The following is a 23,183-nucleotide window of genomic DNA, read 5'->3' on the forward strand; positions in this document are numbered from 1 at the left end:
TGGCTGATATGACAGCAAATACCACGGTGAGTAACGGGTCCGAAAGCTACGGCGCGTCCGACATTACCGTTCTTGAAGGCCTTGAGGCCGTCCGTAAACGACCCGGCATGTACATCGGTTCCACCGGTGAACGCGGCCTCCATCACCTGGTCTATGAAGTCGTCGACAACTCTGTTGATGAGGCCCTAGCCGGATACGCCGACCACATTGAAGTGACCATCCAAGCTGATGGCGGTATCCGCGTGGTCGACAACGGGCGAGGCATCCCCGTTGACATTCACCCCACCGAAGGAAAACCCACCGTGGAGGTCGTCATGACCATCCTTCACGCAGGCGGTAAGTTCGGCGGTGGTGGCTACGCCGTCTCCGGTGGTCTGCACGGTGTGGGTATCTCTGTCGTGAATGCTCTTTCCACACGCGTTGACACGGAAATTCGCCGCCAAGGCCACGTCTGGCGCATGTCTTTCGCCAATGGTGGAACGCCCATCACAGAGCTGGTCAAGGGTGAAGAGACGGACGAAACCGGCACCACTCAGACTTTCTACCCTGATCCTGAGATCTTCGAAACGGTGGAGTTTTCTTTTGAAACCCTGCGTGCTCGCTTCCAGCAGATGGCCTTTTTGAACAAGGGCCTGCGCATTACTCTCATTGACGAACGTGAGGGGGCCCTCGAAGCAGCAATGGGTGACGGCGACGAGATTGCCGGCGAGGAAGAGGAGGCCACTGAACAGCCGACCCGTCTTGAGGTGTCGTACATGTACGAACACGGTCTGCGCGACTACGTGGCCTACCTCGATTCAGCGAAGAAAATCGATGTCATCAACAACGAGATCATTGACTTCGAGTGTGAAAACGCTGAAGGGACCATGTCCCTGGAGATCGCCATGCAGTGGACGAGTGCCTACACCTCTTCGATCCACACCTATGCCAACACGATTTCCACCACCGAGGGCGGCACCCACGAAGAAGGCTTCCGCACCGCGCTGACCACCCTCATCAACCGCTATGCGCGCGATAAGGGCCTCATTAAGGAACGCGACGACAACCTCTCCGGCGATGACGTTCGTGAAGGCCTCACTGCCGTCATCTCCGTGAAGCTCACCGAACCTCAGTTCGAAGGCCAAACCAAGACCAAGCTGGGTAACACCGAAGCCCGCACCTTCGTTCAACAGCAGCTCTACCAAAATCTTCTGGACTGGCTTGACGCCCACCCCACCGACGCCAAAGCCATTGTCGCTAAAGGCCAGCAGGCGCAACTCGCCCGCGTTGCTGCCCGTAAAGCCCGTGAAGCCACGCGCCGTAAGAGCGCCCTGGATTCAGTCTCCATGCCGACCAAGCTGCGTGACTGTTCCTCCCGTGACGCCTCCCTGTGTGAAATCTTCATCGTTGAGGGTGACTCCGCCGGTGGTTCGGCCGTTTTGGGCCGCGACCCTGAGCATCAGGCGATCCTGCCTCTACGTGGCAAGATCCTCAACGTTGAAAAAGCTCGTTTGGATCGCGCCCTCAACTCCGACACCATCCAAGCCCTTATCGGCGCCCTGGGCACCGGTATTGGTGAAGAATTCGATGTCGATAAGCTCCGCTACCACAAGATCGTCCTCATGGCCGATGCCGACGTGGACGGCCAGCACATCGTCACCCTGCTGCTGACCTTCCTCTTCCGCTACATGACACCCCTGGTTGAACTCGGTCACGTCTACCTGGCCACTCCCCCGCTCTACCGCCTCAAGTGGACCAACCACCCTCACGAGTATGTCTTCTCCGACAAGGAACGTGACGATAGCCTCGCTGCCGGTATGGCCGCAGGCTACAAGCTCCCCAAGGAAGGTGGCATCCAACGCTACAAAGGTCTGGGTGAGATGAACGACCAGGAACTGTGGGAAACCACGATGGATCCGTCCACCCGCATCCTCAAGCAGGTGGAAGTAGGCGAGGCCGCCGCCGCCGATGAAGTCTTCTCCATCCTCATGGGTGATGACGTCGAATCGCGCCGTCACTTCATTCAACGTAATGCCCACGATGTGCGTTTCATTGACGCCTGATCCCGCCCGTAGAACACAGGAGAACACCCCGTGAGTGACAACACCACAGACCTGACCCCGGGCGCCAACACCCCCAACGACGACGACATGGCGCACGACCTCGCCACCGGCACCGACCTCGTCGAACCCCAGGGCACTGATTCCGGTGGCGATGGACCCGACGGCCACGACCCGCACGGACGTATCGATCCCGTTGACCTGCGTTCGGAAATGCAGCGCTCCTACCTTGACTACGCCATGAGCGTCATCGTGGGCCGCGCCCTGCCGGATGTGCGCGACGGCCTCAAACCCGTCCACCGTCGCATCCTCTACACCATGTTTGACGGCGGCTACCGCCCCAACGCTGGCTTCTACAAGTGCATGCGCGTCGTTGGTGACGTGCTCGGCCACTACCACCCCCACGGTGACGCCTCGGTGTACGACGCCCTGGCCCGTATGGTCCAGCCATGGTCACTGCGCTACCCCCTCGTCGCAGGTCAGGGTAACTTCGGCTCCCCCGGTAACCTGGGACCCGCAGCACCTCGATACACCGAATGTAAGATGGCCCCCCTGGCCATGGAAATGGTGCGCGACATCGACGAAAATACCGTCGATTTCCAGGACAACTACGATGGGCGCAACCAAGAACCCACCGTCTTGCCCTCGCGCTACCCCAACCTGCTCGTTAACGGCTCTGAGGGTATCGCCGTTGGTATGGCAACACGCATCCCTCCGCATAACCTGCGTGAAGTGGCCTCCGGCGTGCAGTGGGCCCTGGATAATCCTGAGGCTTCCCGCGAGGAACTCCTTGAGGCCCTCATGGCCCGCATTAAGGGCCCCGACTTCCCCACCGGCGCTACTATTTTGGGCCGATCGGGCATTGAGGACGCCTACCGGACGGGACGAGGCTCCATCGTCCAGCGCGCCATTGTGGACGTAGAAGAAATCCACGGCCGCCAATGCCTGGTGGTCAAGGAACTCCCCTACCAGGTCAACCCCGATAACCTCGTGGCCAAGATTGCCGAACTGGTGAAGAATGGCCAGATTCAAGGCATTGCCGACATTCGTGACGAAACGTCGGGCCGTCACGGTCAGCGCCTCATTATCGTGCTTAAGCGCGATGCGGTGGCCAAGGTAGTCCTCAATAACCTCTACAAGCGCACTGCCCTGCAGGACTCCTTCCCGGCCAATATGCTCGCCCTCGTAGACGGCGTGCCGCGCACCCTGAGCCTGGATGGTTTCATCCGCCACTGGATCACCCACCAGATGCAGGTCATTGAACGTCGCACCGCTTTCCGCCTGGCAAAGGCCCGCGAACGCCTGCACATCCTGGAAGGCTACCTCAAGGCTCTTGATGCCCTTGATGAGGTGATCGCCCTGATCCGCCGCTCCCCCACCGCTGACGCCGCCCGCGAAGGCCTGATGGAGCTGCTGAGCATCGACGCCGTTCAGGCCGATGCGATCCTCGCCCTGCAGCTACGCCGACTGGCTGCCTTGGAACGTCAAAAGATTCTTGACGAGCACGCCGCTTTGCGCGCCCGCGTGGAAGACCTTGAAGACATCCTGAGCTCGCCTGCGCGCCAGCGCCAGATTATCGGCACCGAGCTGGCTGAAATCGTCGACAAGTACGGCGATGAGCGTATGACAACGATCCTGCCTTTCGGCGGTGAAATGTCGATGGAAGACCTCATCCCCCAAGAGGACGTGGTCGTCACCATCACCCGCGACGGCTTCGCGAAGCGTACCCGCACCGACAACTACCGCTCTCAAAAGCGCGGCGGTAAGGGCGTTCGCGGCACGCAGCTGCGCGGCGATGACGTGGTGGAGCATTTCTTCGTCACCACCACCCACCATTGGCTGCTGTTCTTCACGAACCTGGGCCGCGTTTACCGCGCCAAGGCTTACGAGATTCCCGAAGGCGGTCGCGACGCCAAGGGCCAGCACGTGGCGAATCTTCTGGCCTTCCAGCCAGAGGAGACCATCGCCCAAGTGCTCGCTATTGAGAACTACGAGCAGGCCGAATACCTCGTGCTTGCCACGAAGTCGGGCCTGGTGAAGAAGACGAAGCTCGCCGACTACAACTCCCCGCGCACGGGCGGCATTATTGCCATTAACCTGCGCGAGGACGAGGCCGGGCGCCCCGATGAGCTGGTTTCGGCACACGTGGTGAACGCTGACGATCACCTGCTGCTGGTGTCTCGTGACGGCCAGGCCTCGCGCTTTGCTGCCACCGATGAGCAACTGCGACCCATGGGCCGTTCAACCTCGGGCGTGAAGGGGATGCGCTTCCGCGATGACGATGAGCTGCTCACCATGGAGGTTGTGCGTGAAGGCGCTGACCTGCTCATTGTCACCGAGGGCGGCTACGCTAAGCGCACCCCCGTTGAGGAATACCCGGTCAAGGGCCGCGGCATCCTGGGTGTGCGCGTCGGCAAGCTCTCTGAGGAGCGCGGTGGCCTCGTGGGTGCCCTCATGGTGGATGCTGAAGAGGATGTCATGGTCATTACCTCTTCGGGCAAGCTCGTCCAGGTCAATGCCTCCGACGTGCGTCCCACCAGCCGAAACACCATGGGTGTGATCTTTGCTCGCCCCGATGGTGATGATCGCATTATCGCCATTACCCGTAACCCTGAGCGCGAGTTGCCTGAAGAAAATGGCGACAGTGGAGACAACAGTGCAGACAACGGGGATGCTGGCAAGGATGGGGCATCTGAGAAGGCGTCCGATCCTGAACATTCGGCACCAACCTCGGACAAAAATGCTCCGAATGCTGACGAAACCCCCGCTGAGGATGTAGCGTCAGAGGGAGAATCCACAGTTGAGGAGGATGACCAGTGAGCGAACAGAGCACATCTGCGGCCATCATTGAAGACGGCCCCCGCCAGGTCAATCTTGCGATCGCACGTATTGACCCCTGGACCGTCATGAAGGTGTCATTCCTGCTGAGTGTCGCGTTGGGGATCGTCTCGGTCATTGCCACCGCGATTCTGTGGACGATGCTTGATGCCATGCACGTCTTTGCCTCCATTGATGAGTTCCTCACCAAACTGGGTGCAGAGCGTTTCACTGTCCTGCTGGACTACGTGCGTTTCTCACGCCTGCTGTCCTACACGACGATCGCAGCCGTCGCTAATGTCGTTCTGATGACGGCGATCGCTACCGTGGCAGCCATGCTGTACAACGTGATCGCCTCGCTTGTGGGTGGCGTGCGCGTGTCTTTGATGGATGAGTGAGGCCTGAATTCGTGGATTAGACAGGGCTTGATGGCCCCGCTGGGTGGGCGTGTTCTCTGGTTCTTATCGGAGAGTGTTCCACTTCACGCGGGGCCGTTTTGCTCTTTGGGTCATGTTTTGTCTACCATTGTGGAGCACCCGTTAAGGGAGCAAAAAGTTGGGCCTATAGCTCAGTAGGTTAGAGCGCAGTCCTGATAAGACTGAGGTCGGTGGTTCGAGCCCACCTAGGCCCACTCCCGCAATCTCGGCATTAGCCGCAGGAGGCATCGTGAACAAGTGGATCACCGCAATTGTGGTCGTCGGAGCTGCAGTAGCAGTCGGACTCGTGGTGAGACAAGTTGCTCAGGACCTGTCTGATAATGCAGAATTGTGGAGGTCAGTCACTGACGATCCGGTTCTTGCCTGATCCGAGGAGACAACCCAAATGGGGCTATGGCGCAATTGGTAGCGCACCTGCTTTGCAAGCAGGGGGTTAGGGGTTCGAGTCCCCTTAGCTCCACAACCAACCGGGCCTGGACAATCGTCCAGGCCCGGTTTTGTGTCGGCTGATTTCTCGGAGCCTTGATGCGGCGTCCATGGCGGCATCCGTGGAGTTTAGGTGGGCTGGCGGAAGCGCAGGAAACACCTCAGCGCTTGCGTGCCACCAGATAGATCACGGTGCAGACTGCGCCGATAGTGGCCAGTGGGCCTGCGGCAAGCATGGCCAGGCCACCGCCGATATTCGCTCCGCTTCCCTCAGGCATCATGGCTGAGCTCACGAAAGAAAAGACGACGGCTGCAGCGGCGAGCACGAGGCACGCGATGGCTGCCCACAACAGGTATTTCATGGTGTCTCCCTCCCTTCACTGCGAAAAAGACCCTGTTCTGTCATTATCCCTGAAAAAGACGGGATCAGCAGCGCAAATAGCCGTGCTGACCTGAGGGCGAATAAGAATCGCTTCCCCGATAAAGAAGGCAGTGAGGGAATAGGGTAGTGGTTATAGGAGGCCTACCACAGGACCCAAAGAGGCGAGGAATATCCGACCATGACGACCACCGGAACCGACAGTATCCGCACTAGCCTTATGGAACTTGCTGAGGAAAAGCACGCAGACTTTACCGCCAAGCTTGCCCCCACTGTGCCTCGCGAACAAATTCTTGGCGTTCGCGTCCCCGCACTACGAAAACTTGCAAAGTTCCTACGTAAAAAAGAGGTGTCGCTCGCAGAGGATTTCCTGGCCTCCCTTCCACACGAGACTCTGGAAGAAAACCTCCTGCACGGTCTGATACTCAATGAAGAAAAGGACGCTCAACACTTCATTGCACAGGTGGAGGCCTTCTTCCCTTTCATCGACAACTGGATGGTCTCCGACATTATTTCTCCACGCCTGACCGCCACCCACCACGAGGAGCTCGAAGGATCAATCAGTCAATGGCTTACTAGCAACCAGGTCTACCCCGTCAGGGTCGCTGTGCAGCTCCTCATGTCGTACTACCTCGACGACTATTTCCGAAAGGAACACCTCAACTGGGTGGCGGCAGTGAGCAATCCCGACTACTACGCCCGCATGGCCTGCGCCTGGTACTTCGCTACCGCCCTCGCCAAACAACCTCACACCGCTCGGCCTTACTTTTTTGCCGAGGATGGAGGTGAGATCATTGACCCCCAGACGCGACGAATGGCTATCACGAAGGCCTGCGAAAGCCGCCGCATACCCGACGCCACAAAGGAAGCGTTACGGCGGGAGCGCCAACGCCTCACACTCTCGACGTGACGAAATACTTAAGGTCGAGCGACGGAGGGCTTTGGTGACATAAAGTGCGGGTTTGGCCACGATTTGCAAAAAGTGACCCGCATATCTGGCGCCCACAGCCCTGCGCACCCTAGGGTGGAGAAGCAGCAGTGTTTCTGACGGATGACTCCGTAAAACACCGCAGTCCCTGTTGCCGACGAAAAGAGCACTCAATGGCACGCAACCCGCAGGACCTGCCCATGGACCCTTCACACCTGCCCTCCCGCGCCGAGGCAGCCCGCCAACGCGCAGCAGCAGCCGAAGCCCAAGCAGACACTCGGGCCCGCAGTGCACGAACCCCCGAGCCGACCCCCCAGCCTCGCCCAACACCCGCGGCCACAACCGTGCACGGGCAAGTAGGGGCGGGGGCCCCGTCCAGTGCGGCACCGCAACGCCGCTCCGTGCTCCAACGCAGCCATGAGCCCAGGCCAGAATACGACTGGCCCCAAGCCTCAACGACGAAAAGCCGACCCAAACGCAATGCAGCCGCCCCCGCCGACACCACAAAGAACGTCTCCAAAGGACGCCGCTGGGCACGCCGCATCGGTAAAGGCATCGCCTTCTCCGTGCTCTTCCTCGTCCTGGCCGGCCTGGGCGTATTCGGCTACCTCTACAACCGCCTGACCATTCCCGCAGCCGACGAAGTTGCCCTCGCCCAAACCACCACTGTCTACTACAACGACGGCACCACACGCATGGGCACCTTCTCCGAGGTCAATCGCACCATCATTGATGCCTCGACCCTGCCTGACTACGTCCCCCACGCTATCGTCGCCTCCGAAGATCGGACCTTCTACACCAACTCCGGCATCGACATCCGCGGCATCCTGCGCGCCCTCTACACCAATATCACCACCGGTAGCCGTCAGGGCGGCTCAACCCTGACCCAGCAGTACGTTGAGCGCTACTACATGGGGGACACCACCAGCTACGTCGGCAAGGCAAAAGAAGCCATCCTGGCGCTGAAAATCAATAATCAGCAGACCAAGGATGAAATCATCGGCAACTACATGAACACGATCTACTTTGGTCGTGGCGCCTACGGCATTGAGGCGGCAGCAAAGGCCTACTACGGCAAATCCGCTAAGGACCTGACGCTGTCAGAGTCGGCAATGCTTGCCGGTATCATCCCAGCCCCATCCCTGTGGGACCCTGCATTGGATGAGGAACAGGCCCAAACCCGTTGGAAGCGTGTTCTCAACCTCATGGTTGAAGACGGGTGGATCAATAAGGCCGAGGCTGATGCCGCCACCTTCCCGCAAACTGTTGATCCAAATGCGGAACGCACCGACGACTGGGCCGGCCCGCAAGGATACCTTCTTGAACAGGTCCGAGCAGAGCTCAAGGCCACCGGTGCCTTTACCGACGAGCAGATCGAAAATGGTGGTCTGACGATTATCTCCACCATTGACAAGGCCAAGAATGATGCGGCGATTGCAGCAGCCAACACCATGAACGAGGTCGAAGGCTGGAACCCGCAGACCATGCATCTGGCGCTGTCATCCGTTGACCCCAACACCGGAGAGATCGTGGCCGAATACGCGGGACACGACTACCTGGAGCGTCAACAAAACGCCGTCACTCAGGACATTTCCGCTGCGGCATCCACCTTTAAAACCTTCACCCTGTTGGCTAATCAGATCAACGGCGGGTCCATTGAGGACATCTACGATGGTCGCTCACCGCGTCGCTTTGACGGGCTGGCAGAAACCGTTGAAAACGACGGTGGGTACTCCTGGGGGCGTGTGAGCCTGACAAAGGCCATGCAATACTCGATCAATACCGCCTTCGTGGAACTCAACGAAAAAGTCGGCTCCGATAAGACCCTCAAAGTCGCCATCGATGCGGGCATCCCGGAAGACACCCTTGGTCTGGACGGAACTCTGTTGAACGTCCTGGGGTTTGCTGCGCCGCACAATATCGACATCACCGCCGCATACTCCACCATCGCATCGGGTGGATACCGCATTACCCCCCACATTGTTCGTGAGGTCAAGAATGGTGATGGGCAGGTTGTCTACAAGACCATCATCGACCCCAAGCAGGTCTTTGAAGCCACCGAACTATCGGGCATCCTGCCAGCTCTTGAGGCCGTCATGGAACGCGGCGGCACAGGTGAAACTGTGGCCACGCTTGGGCGGAAGGTCGCTGGAAAGACAGGAACCTCCGAGGAACAAAAGTCAGCCCAATTCGTTGGCATGATCCCCCAGCTCGTCACCACGGTGAGCATGTATCAGTCCGATGAGAATGGCAACCCCGTGCCGCTGACAAACATCGGTGGACTCGATCAGTTCCACGGCGGCGACTGGCCAGCAGATGTGTGGCTGTCCTACATGGAAAAGGCCACTGAAGGCATGGACAATATCGACTACCCCTGGCGTGTCGCCGTCCGCCAGCCCACGCGCTACATTGAAGAACCTCAATCTGCGCCTGAGCCTGAGCCCGAAGCACCTCAAAGCGAGGAAACGCCTGTGGAGGTTCAACCAGACGAGCAGAGCTCAGGTGCATCAGAGAACCCTGACGAGGGCACCAACCCCGACGACGACACCTACATTCCCACACCGATAGGCCCCGGAGACCCTGCTCCACCAAGTAATGGCCGTATCGATGAGAACGGGATTTGGCGGCCGACTGAATAAACCGGAAACGCCCGGGCTGTAGCGAGAAAACACTGTGGGCCTGGCTCCCTAAGGGAGCCAGGCCCACAGTGTTTAAGCAGTGATCCGCTCAGCGAATCAGCTACCCATCAGTGAAGATTCACTTGGCAGCGACGACGCGAACCTTGAGGTTAGCGGTCACCTCATTGTGGAGGTTAATAACCACGGTGTAGTCGCCGGTGGTCTTGATCGGAGAAGCGATCACCACGCGACGACGGTCGATGGTCTGGCCGAGTTCAGCCTTGACAGCCTCAGCAATGTCAGAGGTGGACACGGCGCCGAAGAGACGTCCGTTGCCGCCGACCTTGGCTGAGATGGTCACAGGAGCAGCAGCCTGGAGGACGTCGCGCACGGCGCGAGCGTCATCGATGGAAGCGATCTCGCGCTTGCGGCGAGCAGCAGCCATCTGGTCAATCTGCTTCTGAGCGCCCTTAGACCAGGCGGTAGCCAGGCCACGGGGAACCAGGTAGTTACGGGCGTAACCGTCCTTGACCTCGACAACATCGCCGGCAGCGCCGAGATGCTCGACATCGTGGGTGAGGATGAGCTTAGTAGCCATGAGTAGTAATCCCTTCCCCTCGATCAGCGGCCGGAGGACGAGTACGGCAGCAGAGCCATCTCGCGGGCGTTCTTAACGGCCTTGGCAATGCGACGCTGTTCCTGCACGGACACGCCAGTCACGCGGCGAGCGCGGATCTTGCCGCGGTCCGAGATGAACTTACGAAGCAGAGCGGTGTCCTTGTAGTCGATCTTTTCGATCTTGGCCGACTTCAAGGGGTTGGCCTTCTTCTTGATGGGCTTATTGCGAAGTTGAGGCTTCGCCATGATGGTCTCCTTGTGATCTGGGCGGCCGGGCCGCCCCAAGCATTGTGTGAGCGTTGCTGAGAGAATCCCTCAGCGTGAGACTCAGAACGGCGGTTCGTCGCCGAACGAGGCCGCACCACCATCGGTACGCCACGGGTCACCTGTACTGCCCCCAGCGGGAGCCGAGTAGGTAGCCTGGCCACCATATCCACCCTGGTTATAGCCGCCCTGGTTGTAACCATCCTGAGGCTGGCCATATCCACCCTGACCCTGAGGCTGACCGTAGCCGCCTCCCTGGCTGTAGCCACCCTGGCCGGACGGTGCCTGCACGCGGGTCACTTGAGCCTTCGCGCGACGCAGCGAAGGGCCGACCTCGTCAACTTGAAGTTCGACGACGGTACGACGCTCGCCCTCGCGGGTCTCGTAAGAGCGCTGGGTCAGACGACCCTGCACAATCACGCGCATACCTTTACGCAGCGACTCAGCCACATTCTCAGCGGCTTCACGCCACACGCTGCAGCGCATGAACAGGGTCTCGCCGTCTTTCCATTCATTGGACTGACGGTCAAAGCTACGGGGGGTCGATGCCACCGTGAAGTCAGCAACTGCAGCGCCCGAGGGCGTGAAGCGCAGCTCCGGGTCAGCGGTGAGATTACCGATGATCGTAATGACGGTTTCTCCGGCCATTTCTGCTCCTCAGTGGAATCGATTGAGTGGACTCAAAGGTGAAAGAGTGATGCGGATACGACGTCAGTGAGCGTCGGGGCGCAGGAGCTTGGTGCGCAGAATAGCCTCAGAAAGGCCCATCTGGCGGGTGATTTCCAGCGCGACGGCAGGGGTCGTGGTCATGTTGATGACAACGTAGATGCCTTCAGAACGCTTGTTGATGTCGTAGGCAAGGCGACGCTTGCCCCAAATGTCGATGTTCTCAACGGAGCCGCCATCAGCCGTCACCAGCTGCATGTACTTTTCCATTGAGGGTGCGACGGTGCGCTCGTCGATCGAGGGATCGAGGATCACCATGAGTTCATATGCACGCACGTGAATACCCACCTCCTATGGTCTTCGCGGTCACGGTCTTTCCGTGACAGGAGGGTCATGCGTCAGACGAGGCCGAAGCCCCGCCTTCAGGACCGCTTCTCACCCGGGACGGGCGCAGAATAGTCCGACTTCCTATCCTAGTGGGGGTAGAGGCCACATGTCATGTGTGCGCTCAACATTGAACGCGTGCAATAGAGCACCCCCGAAGGGAATTAGAGGCTCAAACCCGCCATCAAAGTCTCCAGTGCCGACTGCATCATCCTGCCTGAAATGAAGGTAGCAATACCGGGAAGAACCAACACTGTCACCAGGGCAATGATGCTCATGGTCTTGGGGCGTTCCTTGACGATAGCGACGATGGCCACAATAAGGGCTACCAGGTTAATGAGGCCGGCGATCCCCAGTGTGCCGAAGCGAATGGCATCAGCGTTCTCGGCAGCTTCCACCAGTTCAGTCATGCCCATCTGACTGACAGCTTCAGGGGTCATGCCACGCAGGGCAAGCCAACTGCTGCCAAGGATCATCAGGGATGCGAGGATCGTCAATCCTAGTGCCGTCATTGACAAGACTTTCTTTGTCGGTTGAAGCGGCATGGGGGTGGGGGTGGGCATCATGCCAGCTTGGGGCATCTGACCAGGATTGGGCGTCTGGCCCGAGGGCGGCATGGGGTCGGGTCCGGGCATCTGGCCGGGAGGTGGGGGCGTGGTGGACATGGAAGGCTCCTTTCCGGGAGGGAAATGTGCCCTTACGATAGCCCAGAAAGGCGCAGAAAAACAGAGTTTTTTGAGAATTATCTGGGCGTTTGGGAATCGTGGCGGAACTCATCGCGTAATCCCCACATCAAGCACGCTAGGCGCGCCCCCATGAACAGCAGGGCCCACTCCGCCCAGAGGCCAGCAAGTGACCAGTTTGCAGGCCATTGGCTCATCCGTGGACTCATCATCCATAGCAGCGGCACATGTCCGGCTAGGAGGCCCGCATGCACCCCAGCCAAGAAGCGCGCCCGATCCGCCCCCATCATCACCCCGTCAAAAAGGAAGACCGCACTGGCAATCGGCATCCCCACCGCGGCAACGAGCAGGCCGGCGGTGGTGGCGGCGCGCACGACCTCGTCAGTGGAGAAGAACATGGGCAGTAGGGGAGAGGCGAGCGCAAAAACGCCACCGAGGACAAGGCCAGCGCCCACACCCCACATGCTCAGGCGACGCAGGAGCAGTTGTGAAGCCGCATGATCGCCCCTGCCGGCAGCCGTGGCGAAAAGGGTTTGACCGGCCACCGCTAAAGCATCAAAGGCGTAGGACGCAAAAGACCACAATGACCAGACAATCTGGTGAGCCGCAAGAGCAGTGACCCCCATGCCGGTGGCCGCCGTGAGCAGAGCCAGCAGAGACAGGCGCAAGGCCAGGGTGCGCACAAAGTAGGGCACGCCATCGCGGGCGCTGCCAAAAATCCCCGCAAAACGAGGCCGCAGCGTCAGGGCATGGCCGCGCGATCGGCGTAGGAAAGCGCGAAGGAGGGCGGCGGCCATGAGGAGCTGGGTGAGGGAAGTGCCCACAGCAGAACCGGCCACACCCCAGCTCAGGCCGTAGATGAACACAGCGTTGGCGCCCGTATTGAACAGGGCCCCCAGGGAGGCAACCTTCAGGGCGGTGGTCGTATCGTGCAGGCCTCGTAGAACTCCCGTCAGTGCCATGACGATGAACATGCCGACCACGCCAGGAGCTGAGTATCGCAGGTAGTCCACGGCGTGAGGGATGACGGTTGGATCGGGGCCAAAGAAGCCAATGAGGGCGTGTGCGCCGAGGGTGAGGATAAGCGCGGAGGTGAGGCCCAGGAGAAGAGCGAGCCACACCGCGTTAATTCCTGCGCTCAGAGCGTGGGAGAGTTTTCCTTCACCGAGGGCGCGTGCAGCCTGGGTGGTTGTGGAAAACAGGAGAAAGACGAAGAGGCCAACAAGGGTTTGGACGATGGTGGAGGCAAGGCCTAAGCCTGCAAGCTCGGCGGTACCCAGGTGCCCAACCATGGCAGAGTCAATGAGGATAAAGAGGGCTCAGCAATAAGAGCACCCAGTGCGGGCAGTGCGAGGTTGAGGATTTGACGGGTGAGTGAAGGTGCCGAGGTCATAGGGCGTTTCTTGGAGATATTCGGGAGAATTTCAGGGTTTTTCAGGTGTGTGAGGGAAGTGTAACGCCTTCGGGGATGAGCGGCATCTCCATCTTAAATGTGATGACGATTACACATGTGGATGTGTATCCACAACCTGTGAATAGAGCTGTGGATGAGAGGGAAAGGATATGGCCCGAGATTCTGCCAAGTGACATTCGTGTAATTCTCCGAGGGCCCGTGAGGAATTTCCACAGGTCTACCCACAGGATGTGGAAAACTTCCCCTCTTGTCCACAGGCAATTCACACCCCCATCCACATTCTGGGTTCGCTCAGCCGACCACCATAGCGCTAAGGTGCCTAATGCTTATAGGCATAACCCACTCCCCACAGCACTTTCCCAGCTATGGGGACGCAGGATGAAGGGATAGCCCCACACCATGTCATCGGAGCAGGATTTCGACCGCACTCCACCCCAAGACATCGACGCAGAAATGTCGGTGCTGGGCTCCATGATGCTCTCCCCAGAAGCTATCCACGACGTCACCGAAATCATCCGCGGCAGCGACTACTACCTGCCTGCCCACGAAACAATCCACGACATCATCCTCGACCTTTCAGGGCGCGACGAACCCGTCGACGCCATCACCGTGGCCGCCGAACTCCAACGCCGCGGCGACCTCACCCGCGTGGGCGGAGCCGCCTACCTTCACAGCCTCATCGCCTCCGTCCCCACCGCCGCCAACGCCGGCTACTACGCTCACATTGTCCGCGAACGCTCCGTCCTACGACGCCTCGTCACCGCAGGAACGCGCGTCGTCCAACTGGGATACGCCGACGCCGGGGGAGACGTCGACCAAATCGTTGACCAAGCCCAAGCAGAGATCTATGCCGTCTCTGAACGTCGTGCCGCCACCGACTACGTCGTCATGAGCGAACTCACCGACTCCATCCTCGACGAACTTGAAGAGATCGAGGCAAATAAAGGCAAGCTCACAGGCGTCCCCACCGGCTTTACCGACCTCGATAAACTCACCCAAGGCCTCCACCCCGGGCAGATGATTATCATCGCCGCCCGCCCCGCCATGGGAAAGTCCACCCTGGCCCTGGACTTTTGCCGATCGGCCTCGATCCACAACAATCGCGCCTCGGTGATCTTCTCCCTTGAAATGTCGCGCAGCGAAATCGCCATGCGTATGCTGTCGGCCGAATCAGGCGTGTGGCTGTCGAAAATGCGTGACGGCTCGATGGAAGGCCGCGACTGGGAACGCGTGTCAACGACCATGTCCAAGATTTCCGACGCGCCGCTCTTTATTGACGACTCACCCAATATGGCCATCACCGAAATCCGCGCCAAATGCCGACGCCTTAAACAACAGCACGACCTTGCCCTGGTTGTCATCGACTACCTGCAGCTCATGAGTTCAGGCAAACGCGTCGAATCACGTCAGCAGGAAGTCTCGGAGTTCTCCCGCCAGTTGAAATTGCTGGCCAAAGAGATTGAGGTGCCCGTCATTGCTGTTGCCCAGCTCAACCGTGGCCCAGAAGGACGAACCGACCGTAAACCGATGATGGCGGACCTGCGTGAATCAGGTTCACTGGAGCAGGACGCGGACATCATTATGCTCCTGCACCGTCCCGCCTACTACAACGAAGATGACCGGCCGGGCGAGGCTGACATCATCGTCGCCAAGCACCGAAACGGCCAGACCAAAACCATTCCGGCACTCTTCCAAGGACACCTGGCGCGCTTTGCCAACTTCACCGGCCGGGAAGAACCGGCCTAAAGAACCTGCTGAAAGGCCCGGGCGTGCGCAGAATCTGCTTAACGGAGCAGTCAACGGCTGCGGGGGAGCCGATTGTAGATATGACCGGGCGGCCGTGCGGGTTGCGTGACAGTTGTTGCACGGGTTGTCAGTTGTTGTGCTGTGTGACAGGCGGGGCTGTCACCTAAAGTCGCACATGCTCCCCAAGACAACAAGTGTCACACAAACGAGCCGGTGCCAGTGGCGATGGAGGTGACAGCCATTCAATGACAACGCTTGAGCGCCGCCGTGAGACCCACATGTGATGCCTCGCCAAGAGTGCAGCCAAACCAGTCAAGCACCCTCCGGCACTAATAGCGTGCTTCAAGGCGAGCCGAATCAGGCTCTTCGCCCTGACGGTGATCGGTGAGAATAATCGGCCCACTCAAACCCGCCACAATCAACGCATCAACCACATCACGCGCAATATCGACCGCCTCCTCACTGTCGAGAATAGGGGAGAGGTGGCGAATCTCCACAGCATCAAGACCGGGATGCACACCAGGGGGCAGGGACTGTCCCCCCAGGCGAGGACCGGAGTGAACAGGAAGAATACGCACACCCGTTACGCCCTCGTCAATGGCAACGCAGGCCTTCACCAAATCCTGCGCCGCACCATAGAGCCACGTTGTCGCCATATCGTCAAAGAGATAGGTGTGAGTAAGGAGCACGCCATTGCCAACCTTGGGGATATGTGACCCCACGCGGCGAAACACCAAAGCCGGATCACCGTCCTCACCCAGCGTCTCAACGCACTCATAAGCGTAGGCCGCCACCCCAGCATCGACCTCGTCATTGAGGGCATCAGCCAAATCCCCCAACACCGCATCGTCAAACTCTGACCCATCAAAAAACAACACGCCACCACGCACCGGCTTTTCTGGCCCCACCAGTGAGGCCGCCCAACCCAGGCGAGTCAACAGATCGCACACGGCCGAGGCATGCTCTTGAGGATGGGGATGGAGCATCGCCGCATTCGGAGCAATGCGTTCAATAAAAACCGAAGTGCGCGGGGCAGTGGAGGTCATACCCCCATGCTAAACCCCGCGCACCTCCACCAGTACCACTCGAGTGAAGTGGCCTAATACAGCCCAATCTTCTGCTCGGTGAAAACCTCCCGCATGGGCGAGCACTCCGCAGCACCCAAACCCTGGCGGGTCTGAATAAGGTGAGTGAAGGAGTCCTCACGCGTATTCGACGCGCGCGTACCGTAGTATTCCTGCACCTCAGCATCGTATTCAGCCAAGGACTCCACGAAAGCCACAGGGTCATCAATAACGGGATAGCGATCCACAGCCACCGTCACCGACAAGGGCAAACGAGGCTTACGCTCCGGCTCCGACGCCGGATGTCCCACCAGCAGCCCAAACGCCGGGTAAGTGTAGACCGGCAGGCCAAGCAGCTCAATCATGCGGCGCGGATCAGCATTAATCGACCCCAAATACACCGTACCCAACCCCAAGGACTCAGCGGCAATCACCATATTCTGTGCGCCAATCGCCGCATCATTATGGCCTGCCATATAGGCATTCATCCGCGAAGCATGCACCAAATCAGCATCAGCCGCCTGGCGAATACACGCATTGCGATACAGGTCAATGACAAAGATAAACAGTTCACCCTTCGTGCCCGCCACATGAGCCTGCCCCGTCACCGCAGCAATCTCCTGACGGAGCTGCTCGTCCTGAATATGAATGATCGTGAACTGCTGGTTATACGAGGTTGTCGCCCCACGGCGGGCAACCTCAAAAAGAGTGGCCAGGGTGGCCTCGTCAACGGGGTCATCGGTGAAAGCACGATGCGTACGATGGCGAAGGAGTAGATCAATAGTGGGGTTAGAAATCAGGGCAGTCACGGTCATCCTCACAAGCAATCACAGTCACAACACAGTACACAGAAACACGCATCTCCATCAGCGCCACACCTCCATCAGCAGCGATAAGAAGGCAAAGCGCACAGCGGTAATGTCTCTGTCCACACCATTGTGCCCCTCATCCTCAGGGGAGAACACCCCTAAGCCCAGCGTGGCTCCGCATCGGGGGCAGTCAGGGGAAGGTGGGGGCTCAATCCGTGCCAACCCCCATAGCCCACAGCACCAAGTCGCCCGCAAGATGGATACATGACTGAAATCCTCTACTCCACTCCTGAACACACCTCACAGGCTGGCACCACCACCCAGGTGGGACACAGCGCACCCGCGCCCAACCTCAACGAAGGCCTGTGGGTCCGCAACCTCACCAAGCACTACCACCGCGAAGGCGTCACCGTCGCCGCACTCAACGACGTCACCGTCCACCTGCCGCGCGGCAGCCAAACCGCCATCATGGGCCCCTCCGGCTCAGGCAAAACCACGCTGCTGCACTGCATGGCCGGTATTCTCACCCCCACATCAGGATCAATCCTCATTGAAGGTGTCGAGATCGCCGGCATGAAAGAACGCCACCTGTCCGCACTGCGCCTGGAACGTTTCGGCTTCGTCTTCCAAGACGGCCAGCTCCTCCCCGAGCTGACCAATGAAGAAAATGTGGCACTGCCTCTCATGCTCGCTGGCGTGCCTCGCTCGGAGGCTATTGCCCGCGCCAACGCCCAGCTCGCCGCCCTCGGCCTAGAGGGACACGGACCCTACCGACCCGGCCAGCTCTCCGGCGGCCAGGCCCAGCGCGTCGCTATTGCCCGCGCCCTCGTCACCAACCCGCAGGTCGTCTTCGCTGACGAACCCACCGGCGCCCTCGACCAGGCCACCGGCCACGAAGTAATGAGCGTCCTCACCCAGGCATGCCGCGCTTCGGGCGCGACGCTGGTCCTCGTCACCCACGACGAGGGCGTTGCCCGCTGGTGCGCCGGGCAGCTACGCGTGCGCGACGGGCGAGTAATGAATGCAAGCGAGGCCACAGCGGTGGCTGGAGAGCCTGCCGCCGGACAGGTTGCCGGTGGGCAGCCTGCAAGTGGCCAGCCCGCTGTGTCCTCCACGCATCAGGCACCCACCGCCATGGGAGGCCAGCAATGAACCAGCTCCTTGTCGCCTCCCGAGCACTGTTGCGCTCGCGGGACCGAGCCACCTCAATCCTGACAATCCTCGCCCTAGCCCTGCCTCACGCCGTGTTCCTCAGCGTGATTGGTGGCGTCTATGCCTTCATGGGACGCGAGGCTCACCCCATCAACTCGGTCATGGAAGATCAGCCCTACACGCCCCTGGCCATCTTCGCTGCCGTCCTCGTTGTCATTCCCGCCCTGTCTATGGGGGCAGCCGCTGCGCGTCTGGGAGTGAGCCGCAAGGCGCAGGCGCTGGCCGTGCAACGCCTGATCGGCCTACCGCCCGCCCCCGCACAAGGTGCAGCCATGCTCGACACCTTGGTGCATGCGGCCGTCGGCATCGCTGTGGGCAGCGTCCTCTACGCGGCATTCTTGCCCGTCTGGCAGCTCGTATCCTTCCACGGCGTCCCCCTGACGATCGGGGAGATGTGGATGGGCATTGTACCGCTCGTGGCATGCGGGGCCATTATGTTGGGCCTAACCGCACTGAGTTCTGTGACCGCCATGCGTAAGGTGATGATCACGCCCCTGGGAGTTGTGCGCCGCACGGAGCGCGCGAAGGTATCGTGGGTGAATATTGCTGTGGCACTGGTGCTGCTGGCCCTCTGGTTTGGGCCCGGGCAGATTGTGATGCGTTTGGACCTGGGGCAAACCCTGGTGCTGACCATCTTTATGGGATTCTTCGCTGGTGCTATTGCCGTGGTCAACCTTGTGGGCCCCTGGACCCTGCAAATCCTTGGCCGAATCATTGCGCGTCTCGCACGCCGCCCTGAAACTCTCCTGGCTGGACGCCGCATCGTTGACAATCCCAAGGCCGTGTGGCGCTCTTTCGGAGCAATGAGCCTGGTGGGCTTCATTGTGGGCCTGACGGTTCCAGCTATCGAATTGGTGCGGGCTGTCTCACCGGTCGACAGCACCATGCCGGCAGATATGGCTGCGCAGATCGAAACCCTTTTCACCGATATTCAAACCGGCCTGTTCCTCACCCTGGGCATGACAGTGGTGCTGGCAGCCATTGCCACCGCTATCCAGCAGTCCATCCGCGTGGTGGACACCGCTGCGCAAGCTGAATCCCTTGATCGCATGGGCGCAACCGCAAGCTTCTTGCACCGCAGCCGCCGTCGTGAGGTGGCCATCCCCGCAGTGGTGACCATTGGTGGTGCCCTGCTGGCAGGTGTGCTGTTCATGGCTCCGGTCATGGCCGTCAGCAATCCGATTGTGCCGCTCACCGTCTTGGCTGTCACCCTTCTGGTTTCGGTTGTCCTGATTGTGGCAGCCGCTGAAAGTGGGCGCTTCTTCGAGAAGAAGAAAGCCTAAGGCTCTGACTGCTCGGGCACTGTAGCCTCACTTGAGGGAAGCCCAGCTCCCAACTGAGGGGCATTGTGGCTCCCGGCTAGGGCATAGGGCTGGACCGCCGTCATTCTTGGCGGCGGTCCAGCCCTGTGAGTGGCACCATGAGCTCCGGTAATGAGTTGGTCCTGTGAGTTCCGGCAATGAGTGTGCCCTCTTGAAGGGCAGGTGGCACGTCCTGCCACCATCGGCGCCCAGGTGTGCATCCAGAGAAGAAGATGGCGGTTTCGCTGCTGTTGTCCGCTTGGATGCACATGCGGGAGATGATAAGCGCAGAGGGTATCCACAAAAACTCCATCGATACCACGGGGGAGATCGGTACTCATGGAAGAAGATCGAAATATTGAGGACGTGCCTTCATCGCATGAATGACTAATTCGTTTCCGCTGTCGAAAATCAGTACGACCAGCTCTGATAGTTGTCCTTGTGGGTCGAATCCGAGTCTTAACTCTCGTTGGGGATGCTCGTCATCGAGAGGTTCAATCCATTGCGCCCAGGCTGCTGCATAGAGGATATCTGCATCGGTTATTCGGTGAGCATTCTGGTGTTTGCGAGCGGACTCGTGCGGAGAAATACTCACGCGAGGACGGCCTTGCGGATGAAGTCTGACCGGGAAATGTGACGTTCCTGAGCTCGTCTATCAACTTCGGCAAGTTCTTCGGGTGTGAAGCGAATGGTAACGACCTGACCGGGCGCTGCGCCGCGTCCGGGTCGACCGCGGCGGCGTGTGCGCAGAGCATCGACATCGTAGCCAGCCTCCGCTTCAGCCACCCACGTTGTGATCTGCTCTTCAGTGACAGGTGTGCCCTGGATTGTCTCCTTCATGCAATTATCGTATTACGAAATTATGGGATGGGCAATGGGAAAGGAATGGAGGCAGATCAATACGCCCTGAAAGAGGATCTTCATAACGCCGGATCCCACATGTGCATCCAGAGAAGAAGATGGCGGTTTCGCTGCCATTATCCGCTTGGATGCACATGCGGGAGCCGAAGGTGGCGAAGCTGATGTGCGCTAGACAGTGAGTGCTGACCACAGGGCGCTTCACCAAGGTTTCATAGATGGGGATGCGCTGCATTTCACCAGGTGTGCCAGTATCGGTGGTTCTTAGTTGTCGGCTGGGCGGACCGTAATGCCCATGCCGCCAAGGGTGGCTGCCAACACGCCTTCACCTGCGATCCGTTGCCCGCTGTGCGTGCCGTCGTAAATCTGCGTGCAGCCACACGATGGGCTTCTATCCTGCAAGATCGCCTCACGCGCGCCGACCTTCCGGGCAAGGCGTGCCACCTCCTGAGCGCCGGAAACAAACTCCGCGGTGACATCGTCACCAGAAGCGGTGAGAACCCGGGCCGTGCCGTCCAGGACGTCGCGCCCGCTCCCGCCTGTGATCTCAGCAGGAGGGCGAGGCGTAGGCAGCCCGCCGAGCGCCTCAGCGCACACGGGGATGGCCTCACCCTTCTCAACAAGGGCAATGATCGCGGCATCGGGTTTTGCCCGCCCGTCATAACGGCAGGGGAGCCCAGCCAGGCAGGCGCTTACCAGCAGGGGAGGGGTCTCCTCAGACATGCTCCTCACCTCCGTCATGTGCCGACCGCTACAGTGCTCAAACAACGTACTTACGGAAAGTCTAGGCCCGCCGCACCTGTAGGAACAGGAGGCGGCGGGCCTTAAGATCAGTCAGCAAAGACCGTGCGTCATTCGCTTAGTGCAAGAAACGAGCAAGGAACTCTCGGGTGGCAGGCTCAATCGGATCATCAATGACCTGCTCGGGCGGACCCTGCTCAACAATGCGCCCATGCTGTAAAAACACCACACGATCAGCAGCCGAACGCGCAAAACTGATCTCATGGGTGGCCATGAGAATCGTGCTGCCCTGCTCCTTGACCTCACGCACCACGTCAAGCACTTCGCCCACCAAAATCGGGTCGAGGGCGGCCGTAATCTCATCAAGCAGCAGCAGCTCAGGGTTGGTCGCCAGCGCACGGGCAATAGCCACACGCTGCTGCTGACCGCCCGACAGGCGATCAGGGAACTCCTGAGCCTTCGCATCCAGGCCGATGCGCGTCAGCAGCTCCATGCCGCGCACCTCAGCCTCGTCACGGGTCTGCTTATGAACCATGCGCGACGCCAGGGTGACATTGTCAAGCACCGACATGTGTGGGAAAAGGTTGTAGTGCTGGAAGACCACGCCAATGCGAGCACGCACAGCGTCAGCATTCACACGCGGGTCAGTAATGTCTTCACCTGAGAGGAAAATCTGGCCGTCATCGACGCGCTCTAGCAGGTTCGCACAGCGCAGCAGCGTGGACTTGCCCGATCCCGAAGCGCCCAGAAGCACAACAACCTCGTGAGAATGAACAGTCAAATCCAGGCCACGCAGAACCATATTGGACCCGAAACTCTTGACGACGCGCTGAACGTCGAGGACGGGCGTGGTGGGTGCGTTCATCAGACGGCACCTCCCATCTGTTCGCGGCGGCGCAGGCGGGCCGTGTACCAGTCGGTGAAGCGGATCAGCGGCCAGCTCAGCACGATGAAGAGCAGGCCAGCCACAATGTAGCTCGTGTAGTTGAAGGTTGAGGCCGTGTAGAGCTGGGCGGCACGAATTGCATCGGTCGCACCCAACACAGAGATCAAGCCAACGTCCTTTTGCATGGCAATAAAGTCATTCATCAACGCTGGCGTCACCTTACGCACTGCCTGAGGAACCACAATGTGACGCAGGGTCTGACCGTGACTCAGGCCCAGCGACCGAGCCGCCGCACGCTGGGAGGGGTGGACGGACTCTAGGCCCGCGCGCAATACCTCGGACACGTAGGACGAGTAGGTGAGGATAATGGCGATCGTACCCAGCACCTCAACGGGAATACGTTGGGAGGGGTTGAGCCCGGGCACACCAAAACCAATAACAAACAGCACCAGGAGCAGGGGAACGCCTCGGAAAATATCCGTGTAGGCGGCCGCTACGAAACGGATGGGGAAGAAAATCGGGCCGCCCAAAGTGCGGGCCACGGCCAGCAGGGTGGACAGGATCGCCACGCCAATCGCTGCCACAATGAGCATCCGCAGGTTCAGCCACAGGCCGTCAAGAACCTTCGGGAAAGAGCGGGCGAAATGTTCGGGAGAGAAGAAGGTCTGCTGAACCAGAGCCCAGCCCGGCGAGTTCGCCAACACCCACCAGATGGCGCCAGCGAAAACGAGGAAGGAAACAATCGACAGAGCGAAAGAACGCTGAGCCTTTGAACGCCGATAGGCGCGGCGACCGAGCTCGATGTCAGAAATCTCGAGCTCGGTCGCCGTCGCTTCAGGATCAGGCTGCACAGTGGAGCGCACGCAAGTGTCCTTTGGGAGTATCTAGAGTGT

Annotated in this window: 25 protein-coding genes and 2 tRNA genes; 11 read left to right on the forward strand and 16 right to left on the reverse strand. The window is 59.7% G+C overall.

Annotated features, from left to right (window positions below):
- Nucleotides 1-8 precede the first annotated feature (8 nt).
- The 6 genes from gyrB to EII11_RS05790 all read left to right on the forward strand — a co-directional run bounded on the left by gyrB (nucleotide 9) and on the right by EII11_RS05790 (nucleotide 5,753).
- Nucleotides 9-2,042 (forward strand): DNA topoisomerase (ATP-hydrolyzing) subunit B, encoded by a 2,034-nt coding sequence (gyrB, locus tag EII11_RS05770; protein WP_124869980.1) that lies wholly within the window; start codon nucleotides 9-11, stop codon nucleotides 2,040-2,042.
- A 30-nt stretch (nucleotides 2,043-2,072) separates the two neighbouring features.
- The gene (gene gyrA, locus EII11_RS05775; protein WP_240623077.1) at nucleotides 2,073-4,859 is read left to right on the forward strand and encodes a DNA gyrase subunit A; all 2,787 of its coding nucleotides are present in this window, start codon (nucleotides 2,073-2,075) and stop codon (nucleotides 4,857-4,859) included.
- Nucleotides 4,856-5,254 (forward strand): DUF3566 domain-containing protein, encoded by a 399-nt coding sequence (locus EII11_RS05780; protein WP_124869983.1) that lies wholly within the window; start codon nucleotides 4,856-4,858, stop codon nucleotides 5,252-5,254. The genes gyrA and EII11_RS05780 overlap by 4 nt, the downstream gene beginning before the upstream one ends.
- Nucleotides 5,255-5,413: 159 nt before the next feature.
- Nucleotides 5,414-5,487: transfer RNA gene (locus EII11_RS05785), tRNA-Ile, on the forward strand.
- Between the two features lie 35 nt (nucleotides 5,488-5,522).
- Nucleotides 5,523-5,660, forward strand: coding sequence for a DLW-39 family protein (locus EII11_RS10505; protein ID WP_165867080.1), 138 nt, complete (start codon nucleotides 5,523-5,525; stop codon nucleotides 5,658-5,660).
- Between the two features lie 20 nt (nucleotides 5,661-5,680).
- Nucleotides 5,681-5,753 (forward strand) — tRNA-Ala (locus EII11_RS05790).
- Between the two features lie 127 nt (nucleotides 5,754-5,880).
- Here the strand turns inward: EII11_RS05790 and EII11_RS05795 are convergent.
- Nucleotides 5,881-6,081 (reverse strand): hypothetical protein, encoded by a 201-nt coding sequence (locus EII11_RS05795; RefSeq protein ID WP_124869986.1) that lies wholly within the window; start codon nucleotides 6,079-6,081, stop codon nucleotides 5,881-5,883.
- Nucleotides 6,082-6,279: 198 nt separating this feature from the next.
- Between EII11_RS05795 and EII11_RS05800 the strand changes: the two genes are divergently transcribed.
- Both EII11_RS05800 and EII11_RS05805 read left to right on the forward strand, forming a co-directional pair.
- On the forward strand, nucleotides 6,280-7,008 hold the full coding sequence (locus EII11_RS05800; protein WP_124869989.1) for a DNA alkylation repair protein: 729 nt from the start codon (nucleotides 6,280-6,282) through the stop codon (nucleotides 7,006-7,008).
- Nucleotides 7,009-7,199: 191 nt separating this feature from the next.
- Nucleotides 7,200-9,665 carry a transglycosylase domain-containing protein gene (locus tag EII11_RS05805; protein WP_124869992.1) on the forward strand — a complete coding sequence of 822 codons (2,466 nt, stop codon included), beginning with the start codon at nucleotides 7,200-7,202 and terminating at the stop codon, nucleotides 9,663-9,665.
- A gap of 118 nt (nucleotides 9,666-9,783) precedes the next feature.
- Here the strand turns inward: EII11_RS05805 and rplI are convergent, their stop codons facing one another.
- The 7 genes from rplI to EII11_RS10850 form a co-directional block, all read right to left on the reverse strand.
- Nucleotides 9,784-10,242, reverse strand: a complete 459-nt coding sequence (gene rplI / locus EII11_RS05810) for a 50S ribosomal protein L9 (RefSeq protein ID WP_124869996.1) — start codon at nucleotides 10,240-10,242, stop codon at nucleotides 9,784-9,786.
- A gap of 23 nt (nucleotides 10,243-10,265) precedes the next feature.
- The gene (gene rpsR / locus EII11_RS05815; protein ID WP_124869999.1) at nucleotides 10,266-10,508 is read right to left on the reverse strand and encodes a 30S ribosomal protein S18; all 243 of its coding nucleotides are present in this window, start codon (nucleotides 10,506-10,508) and stop codon (nucleotides 10,266-10,268) included.
- A gap of 81 nt (nucleotides 10,509-10,589) precedes the next feature.
- The gene (locus EII11_RS05820) at nucleotides 10,590-11,174 is read right to left on the reverse strand and encodes a single-stranded DNA-binding protein (RefSeq protein ID WP_124870002.1); all 585 of its coding nucleotides are present in this window, start codon (nucleotides 11,172-11,174) and stop codon (nucleotides 10,590-10,592) included.
- Between the two features lie 63 nt (nucleotides 11,175-11,237).
- Nucleotides 11,238-11,528 (reverse strand): 30S ribosomal protein S6, encoded by a 291-nt coding sequence (rpsF, locus tag EII11_RS05825; protein ID WP_124870005.1) that lies wholly within the window; start codon nucleotides 11,526-11,528, stop codon nucleotides 11,238-11,240.
- Nucleotides 11,529-11,740: 212 nt separating this feature from the next.
- A complete protein-coding gene (locus tag EII11_RS05830; RefSeq protein ID WP_124870008.1) occupies nucleotides 11,741-12,241 on the reverse strand; it encodes a hypothetical protein in 501 nt (166 codons plus the stop codon).
- Nucleotides 12,242-12,318: 77 nt separating this feature from the next.
- On the reverse strand, nucleotides 12,319-13,551 hold the full coding sequence (locus EII11_RS05835) for an MATE family efflux transporter (protein ID WP_240623078.1): 1,233 nt from the start codon (nucleotides 13,549-13,551) through the stop codon (nucleotides 12,319-12,321).
- On the reverse strand, nucleotides 13,512-13,652 hold the full coding sequence (locus EII11_RS10850; RefSeq protein WP_240623079.1) for a hypothetical protein: 141 nt from the start codon (nucleotides 13,650-13,652) through the stop codon (nucleotides 13,512-13,514). Before EII11_RS10850 ends, EII11_RS05835 begins: the two co-directional genes overlap by 40 nt.
- Nucleotides 13,653-14,072: 420 nt before the next feature.
- Between EII11_RS10850 and dnaB the strand changes: the two genes are divergently transcribed.
- Nucleotides 14,073-15,419 carry a replicative DNA helicase gene (gene dnaB, locus EII11_RS05840; protein ID WP_124870011.1) on the forward strand — a complete coding sequence of 449 codons (1,347 nt, stop codon included), beginning with the start codon at nucleotides 14,073-14,075 and terminating at the stop codon, nucleotides 15,417-15,419.
- Between the two features lie 329 nt (nucleotides 15,420-15,748).
- Here the strand turns inward: dnaB and EII11_RS05845 are convergent, their stop codons facing one another.
- Entirely contained in the window at nucleotides 15,749-16,465 is a 717-nt protein-coding gene (locus tag EII11_RS05845; RefSeq protein ID WP_124870014.1) for a hypothetical protein, read from the reverse strand.
- Nucleotides 16,466-16,518: 53 nt separating this feature from the next.
- A complete protein-coding gene (locus tag EII11_RS05850) occupies nucleotides 16,519-17,292 on the reverse strand; it encodes a nitroreductase family protein (protein ID WP_240623080.1) in 774 nt (257 codons plus the stop codon).
- A gap of 264 nt (nucleotides 17,293-17,556) precedes the next feature.
- Between EII11_RS05850 and EII11_RS05855 the strand changes: the two genes are divergently transcribed.
- Both EII11_RS05855 and EII11_RS05860 read left to right on the forward strand, forming a co-directional pair.
- The gene (locus EII11_RS05855) at nucleotides 17,557-18,444 is read left to right on the forward strand and encodes an ABC transporter ATP-binding protein (protein WP_124870017.1); all 888 of its coding nucleotides are present in this window, start codon (nucleotides 17,557-17,559) and stop codon (nucleotides 18,442-18,444) included.
- The gene (locus EII11_RS05860) at nucleotides 18,441-19,787 is read left to right on the forward strand and encodes an ABC transporter permease family protein (protein ID WP_124870019.1); all 1,347 of its coding nucleotides are present in this window, start codon (nucleotides 18,441-18,443) and stop codon (nucleotides 19,785-19,787) included. The genes EII11_RS05855 and EII11_RS05860 overlap by 4 nt, the downstream gene beginning before the upstream one ends.
- Nucleotides 19,788-19,887: 100 nt before the next feature.
- On the opposite strand, the gene EII11_RS10510 is transcribed toward EII11_RS05860, so the two are convergent.
- The 6 genes from EII11_RS10510 to EII11_RS05885 all read right to left on the reverse strand — a co-directional run bounded on the left by EII11_RS10510 (nucleotide 19,888) and on the right by EII11_RS05885 (nucleotide 23,153).
- Nucleotides 19,888-20,076, reverse strand: a complete 189-nt coding sequence (locus EII11_RS10510) for a hypothetical protein (protein ID WP_165867081.1) — start codon at nucleotides 20,074-20,076, stop codon at nucleotides 19,888-19,890.
- 66 nt (nucleotides 20,077-20,142) lie between these two features.
- The gene (locus EII11_RS05865; RefSeq protein ID WP_338068041.1) at nucleotides 20,143-20,400 is read right to left on the reverse strand and encodes a toxin; all 258 of its coding nucleotides are present in this window, start codon (nucleotides 20,398-20,400) and stop codon (nucleotides 20,143-20,145) included.
- The gene (locus EII11_RS05870; RefSeq protein WP_124870022.1) at nucleotides 20,397-20,645 is read right to left on the reverse strand and encodes a ribbon-helix-helix domain-containing protein; all 249 of its coding nucleotides are present in this window, start codon (nucleotides 20,643-20,645) and stop codon (nucleotides 20,397-20,399) included. The genes EII11_RS05865 and EII11_RS05870 overlap by 4 nt, the downstream gene beginning before the upstream one ends.
- A gap of 282 nt (nucleotides 20,646-20,927) precedes the next feature.
- On the reverse strand, nucleotides 20,928-21,386 hold the full coding sequence (locus EII11_RS05875) for a 2-thiouracil desulfurase family protein (RefSeq protein ID WP_124870025.1): 459 nt from the start codon (nucleotides 21,384-21,386) through the stop codon (nucleotides 20,928-20,930).
- A 136-nt stretch (nucleotides 21,387-21,522) separates the two neighbouring features.
- The gene (locus tag EII11_RS05880) at nucleotides 21,523-22,269 is read right to left on the reverse strand and encodes an amino acid ABC transporter ATP-binding protein (protein WP_124870028.1); all 747 of its coding nucleotides are present in this window, start codon (nucleotides 22,267-22,269) and stop codon (nucleotides 21,523-21,525) included.
- Nucleotides 22,269-23,153, reverse strand: coding sequence for an amino acid ABC transporter permease (locus tag EII11_RS05885; RefSeq protein ID WP_240623081.1), 885 nt, complete (start codon nucleotides 23,151-23,153; stop codon nucleotides 22,269-22,271). The genes EII11_RS05880 and EII11_RS05885 overlap by 1 nt, the downstream gene beginning before the upstream one ends.
- Nucleotides 23,154-23,183: the final 30 nt, after the last annotated feature.

The sequence above is a fragment of the Schaalia canis genome (assembly GCF_003858455.1).
In the GTDB taxonomy this organism is placed as follows: Bacteria; Actinomycetota; Actinomycetes; order Actinomycetales; family Actinomycetaceae; genus Pauljensenia; species Pauljensenia canis.

Excerpts from the sequence above, each read along its gene's own strand:
- EII11_RS05880 (WP_124870028.1), bottom strand. The coding sequence starts at position 22,269 with ATGAACGCACCCACCACGCCCGTCCTCGACGTTCAGCGCGTCGTCAAG.
- EII11_RS05820 (WP_124870002.1), bottom strand. The coding sequence starts at position 11,174 with ATGGCCGGAGAAACCGTCATTACGATCATCGGTAATCTCACCGCTGAC.
- EII11_RS05830 (WP_124870008.1), bottom strand. The coding sequence starts at position 12,241 with ATGTCCACCACGCCCCCACCTCCCGGCCAGATGCCCGGACCCGACCCC.
- EII11_RS10510 (WP_165867081.1), bottom strand. The coding sequence starts at position 20,076 with ATGTGCATCCAAGCGGACAACAGCAGCGAAACCGCCATCTTCTTCTCT.
- EII11_RS05800 (WP_124869989.1), top strand. The coding sequence starts at position 6,280 with ATGACGACCACCGGAACCGACAGTATCCGCACTAGCCTTATGGAACTT.
- rplI (WP_124869996.1), bottom strand. The coding sequence starts at position 10,242 with ATGGCTACTAAGCTCATCCTCACCCACGATGTCGAGCATCTCGGCGCT.
- EII11_RS10850 (WP_240623079.1), bottom strand. The coding sequence starts at position 13,652 with ATGACCTCGGCACCTTCACTCACCCGTCAAATCCTCAACCTCGCACTG.
- dnaB (WP_124870011.1), top strand. The coding sequence starts at position 14,073 with ATGTCATCGGAGCAGGATTTCGACCGCACTCCACCCCAAGACATCGAC.
- EII11_RS05860 (WP_124870019.1), top strand. The coding sequence starts at position 18,441 with ATGAACCAGCTCCTTGTCGCCTCCCGAGCACTGTTGCGCTCGCGGGAC.
- EII11_RS05805 (WP_124869992.1), top strand. The coding sequence starts at position 7,200 with ATGGCACGCAACCCGCAGGACCTGCCCATGGACCCTTCACACCTGCCC.
- gyrB (WP_124869980.1), top strand. The coding sequence starts at position 9 with ATGACAGCAAATACCACGGTGAGTAACGGGTCCGAAAGCTACGGCGCG.
- EII11_RS05835 (WP_240623078.1), bottom strand. The coding sequence starts at position 13,551 with ATGGTTGGGCACCTGGGTACCGCCGAGCTTGCAGGCTTAGGCCTTGCC.
- EII11_RS05855 (WP_124870017.1), top strand. The coding sequence starts at position 17,557 with ATGACTGAAATCCTCTACTCCACTCCTGAACACACCTCACAGGCTGGC.
- EII11_RS05875 (WP_124870025.1), bottom strand. The coding sequence starts at position 21,386 with ATGTCTGAGGAGACCCCTCCCCTGCTGGTAAGCGCCTGCCTGGCTGGG.
- EII11_RS05845 (WP_124870014.1), bottom strand. The coding sequence starts at position 16,465 with ATGACCTCCACTGCCCCGCGCACTTCGGTTTTTATTGAACGCATTGCT.
- EII11_RS05870 (WP_124870022.1), bottom strand. The coding sequence starts at position 20,645 with ATGAAGGAGACAATCCAGGGCACACCTGTCACTGAAGAGCAGATCACA.
- rpsR (WP_124869999.1), bottom strand. The coding sequence starts at position 10,508 with ATGGCGAAGCCTCAACTTCGCAATAAGCCCATCAAGAAGAAGGCCAAC.
- EII11_RS05795 (WP_124869986.1), bottom strand. The coding sequence starts at position 6,081 with ATGAAATACCTGTTGTGGGCAGCCATCGCGTGCCTCGTGCTCGCCGCT.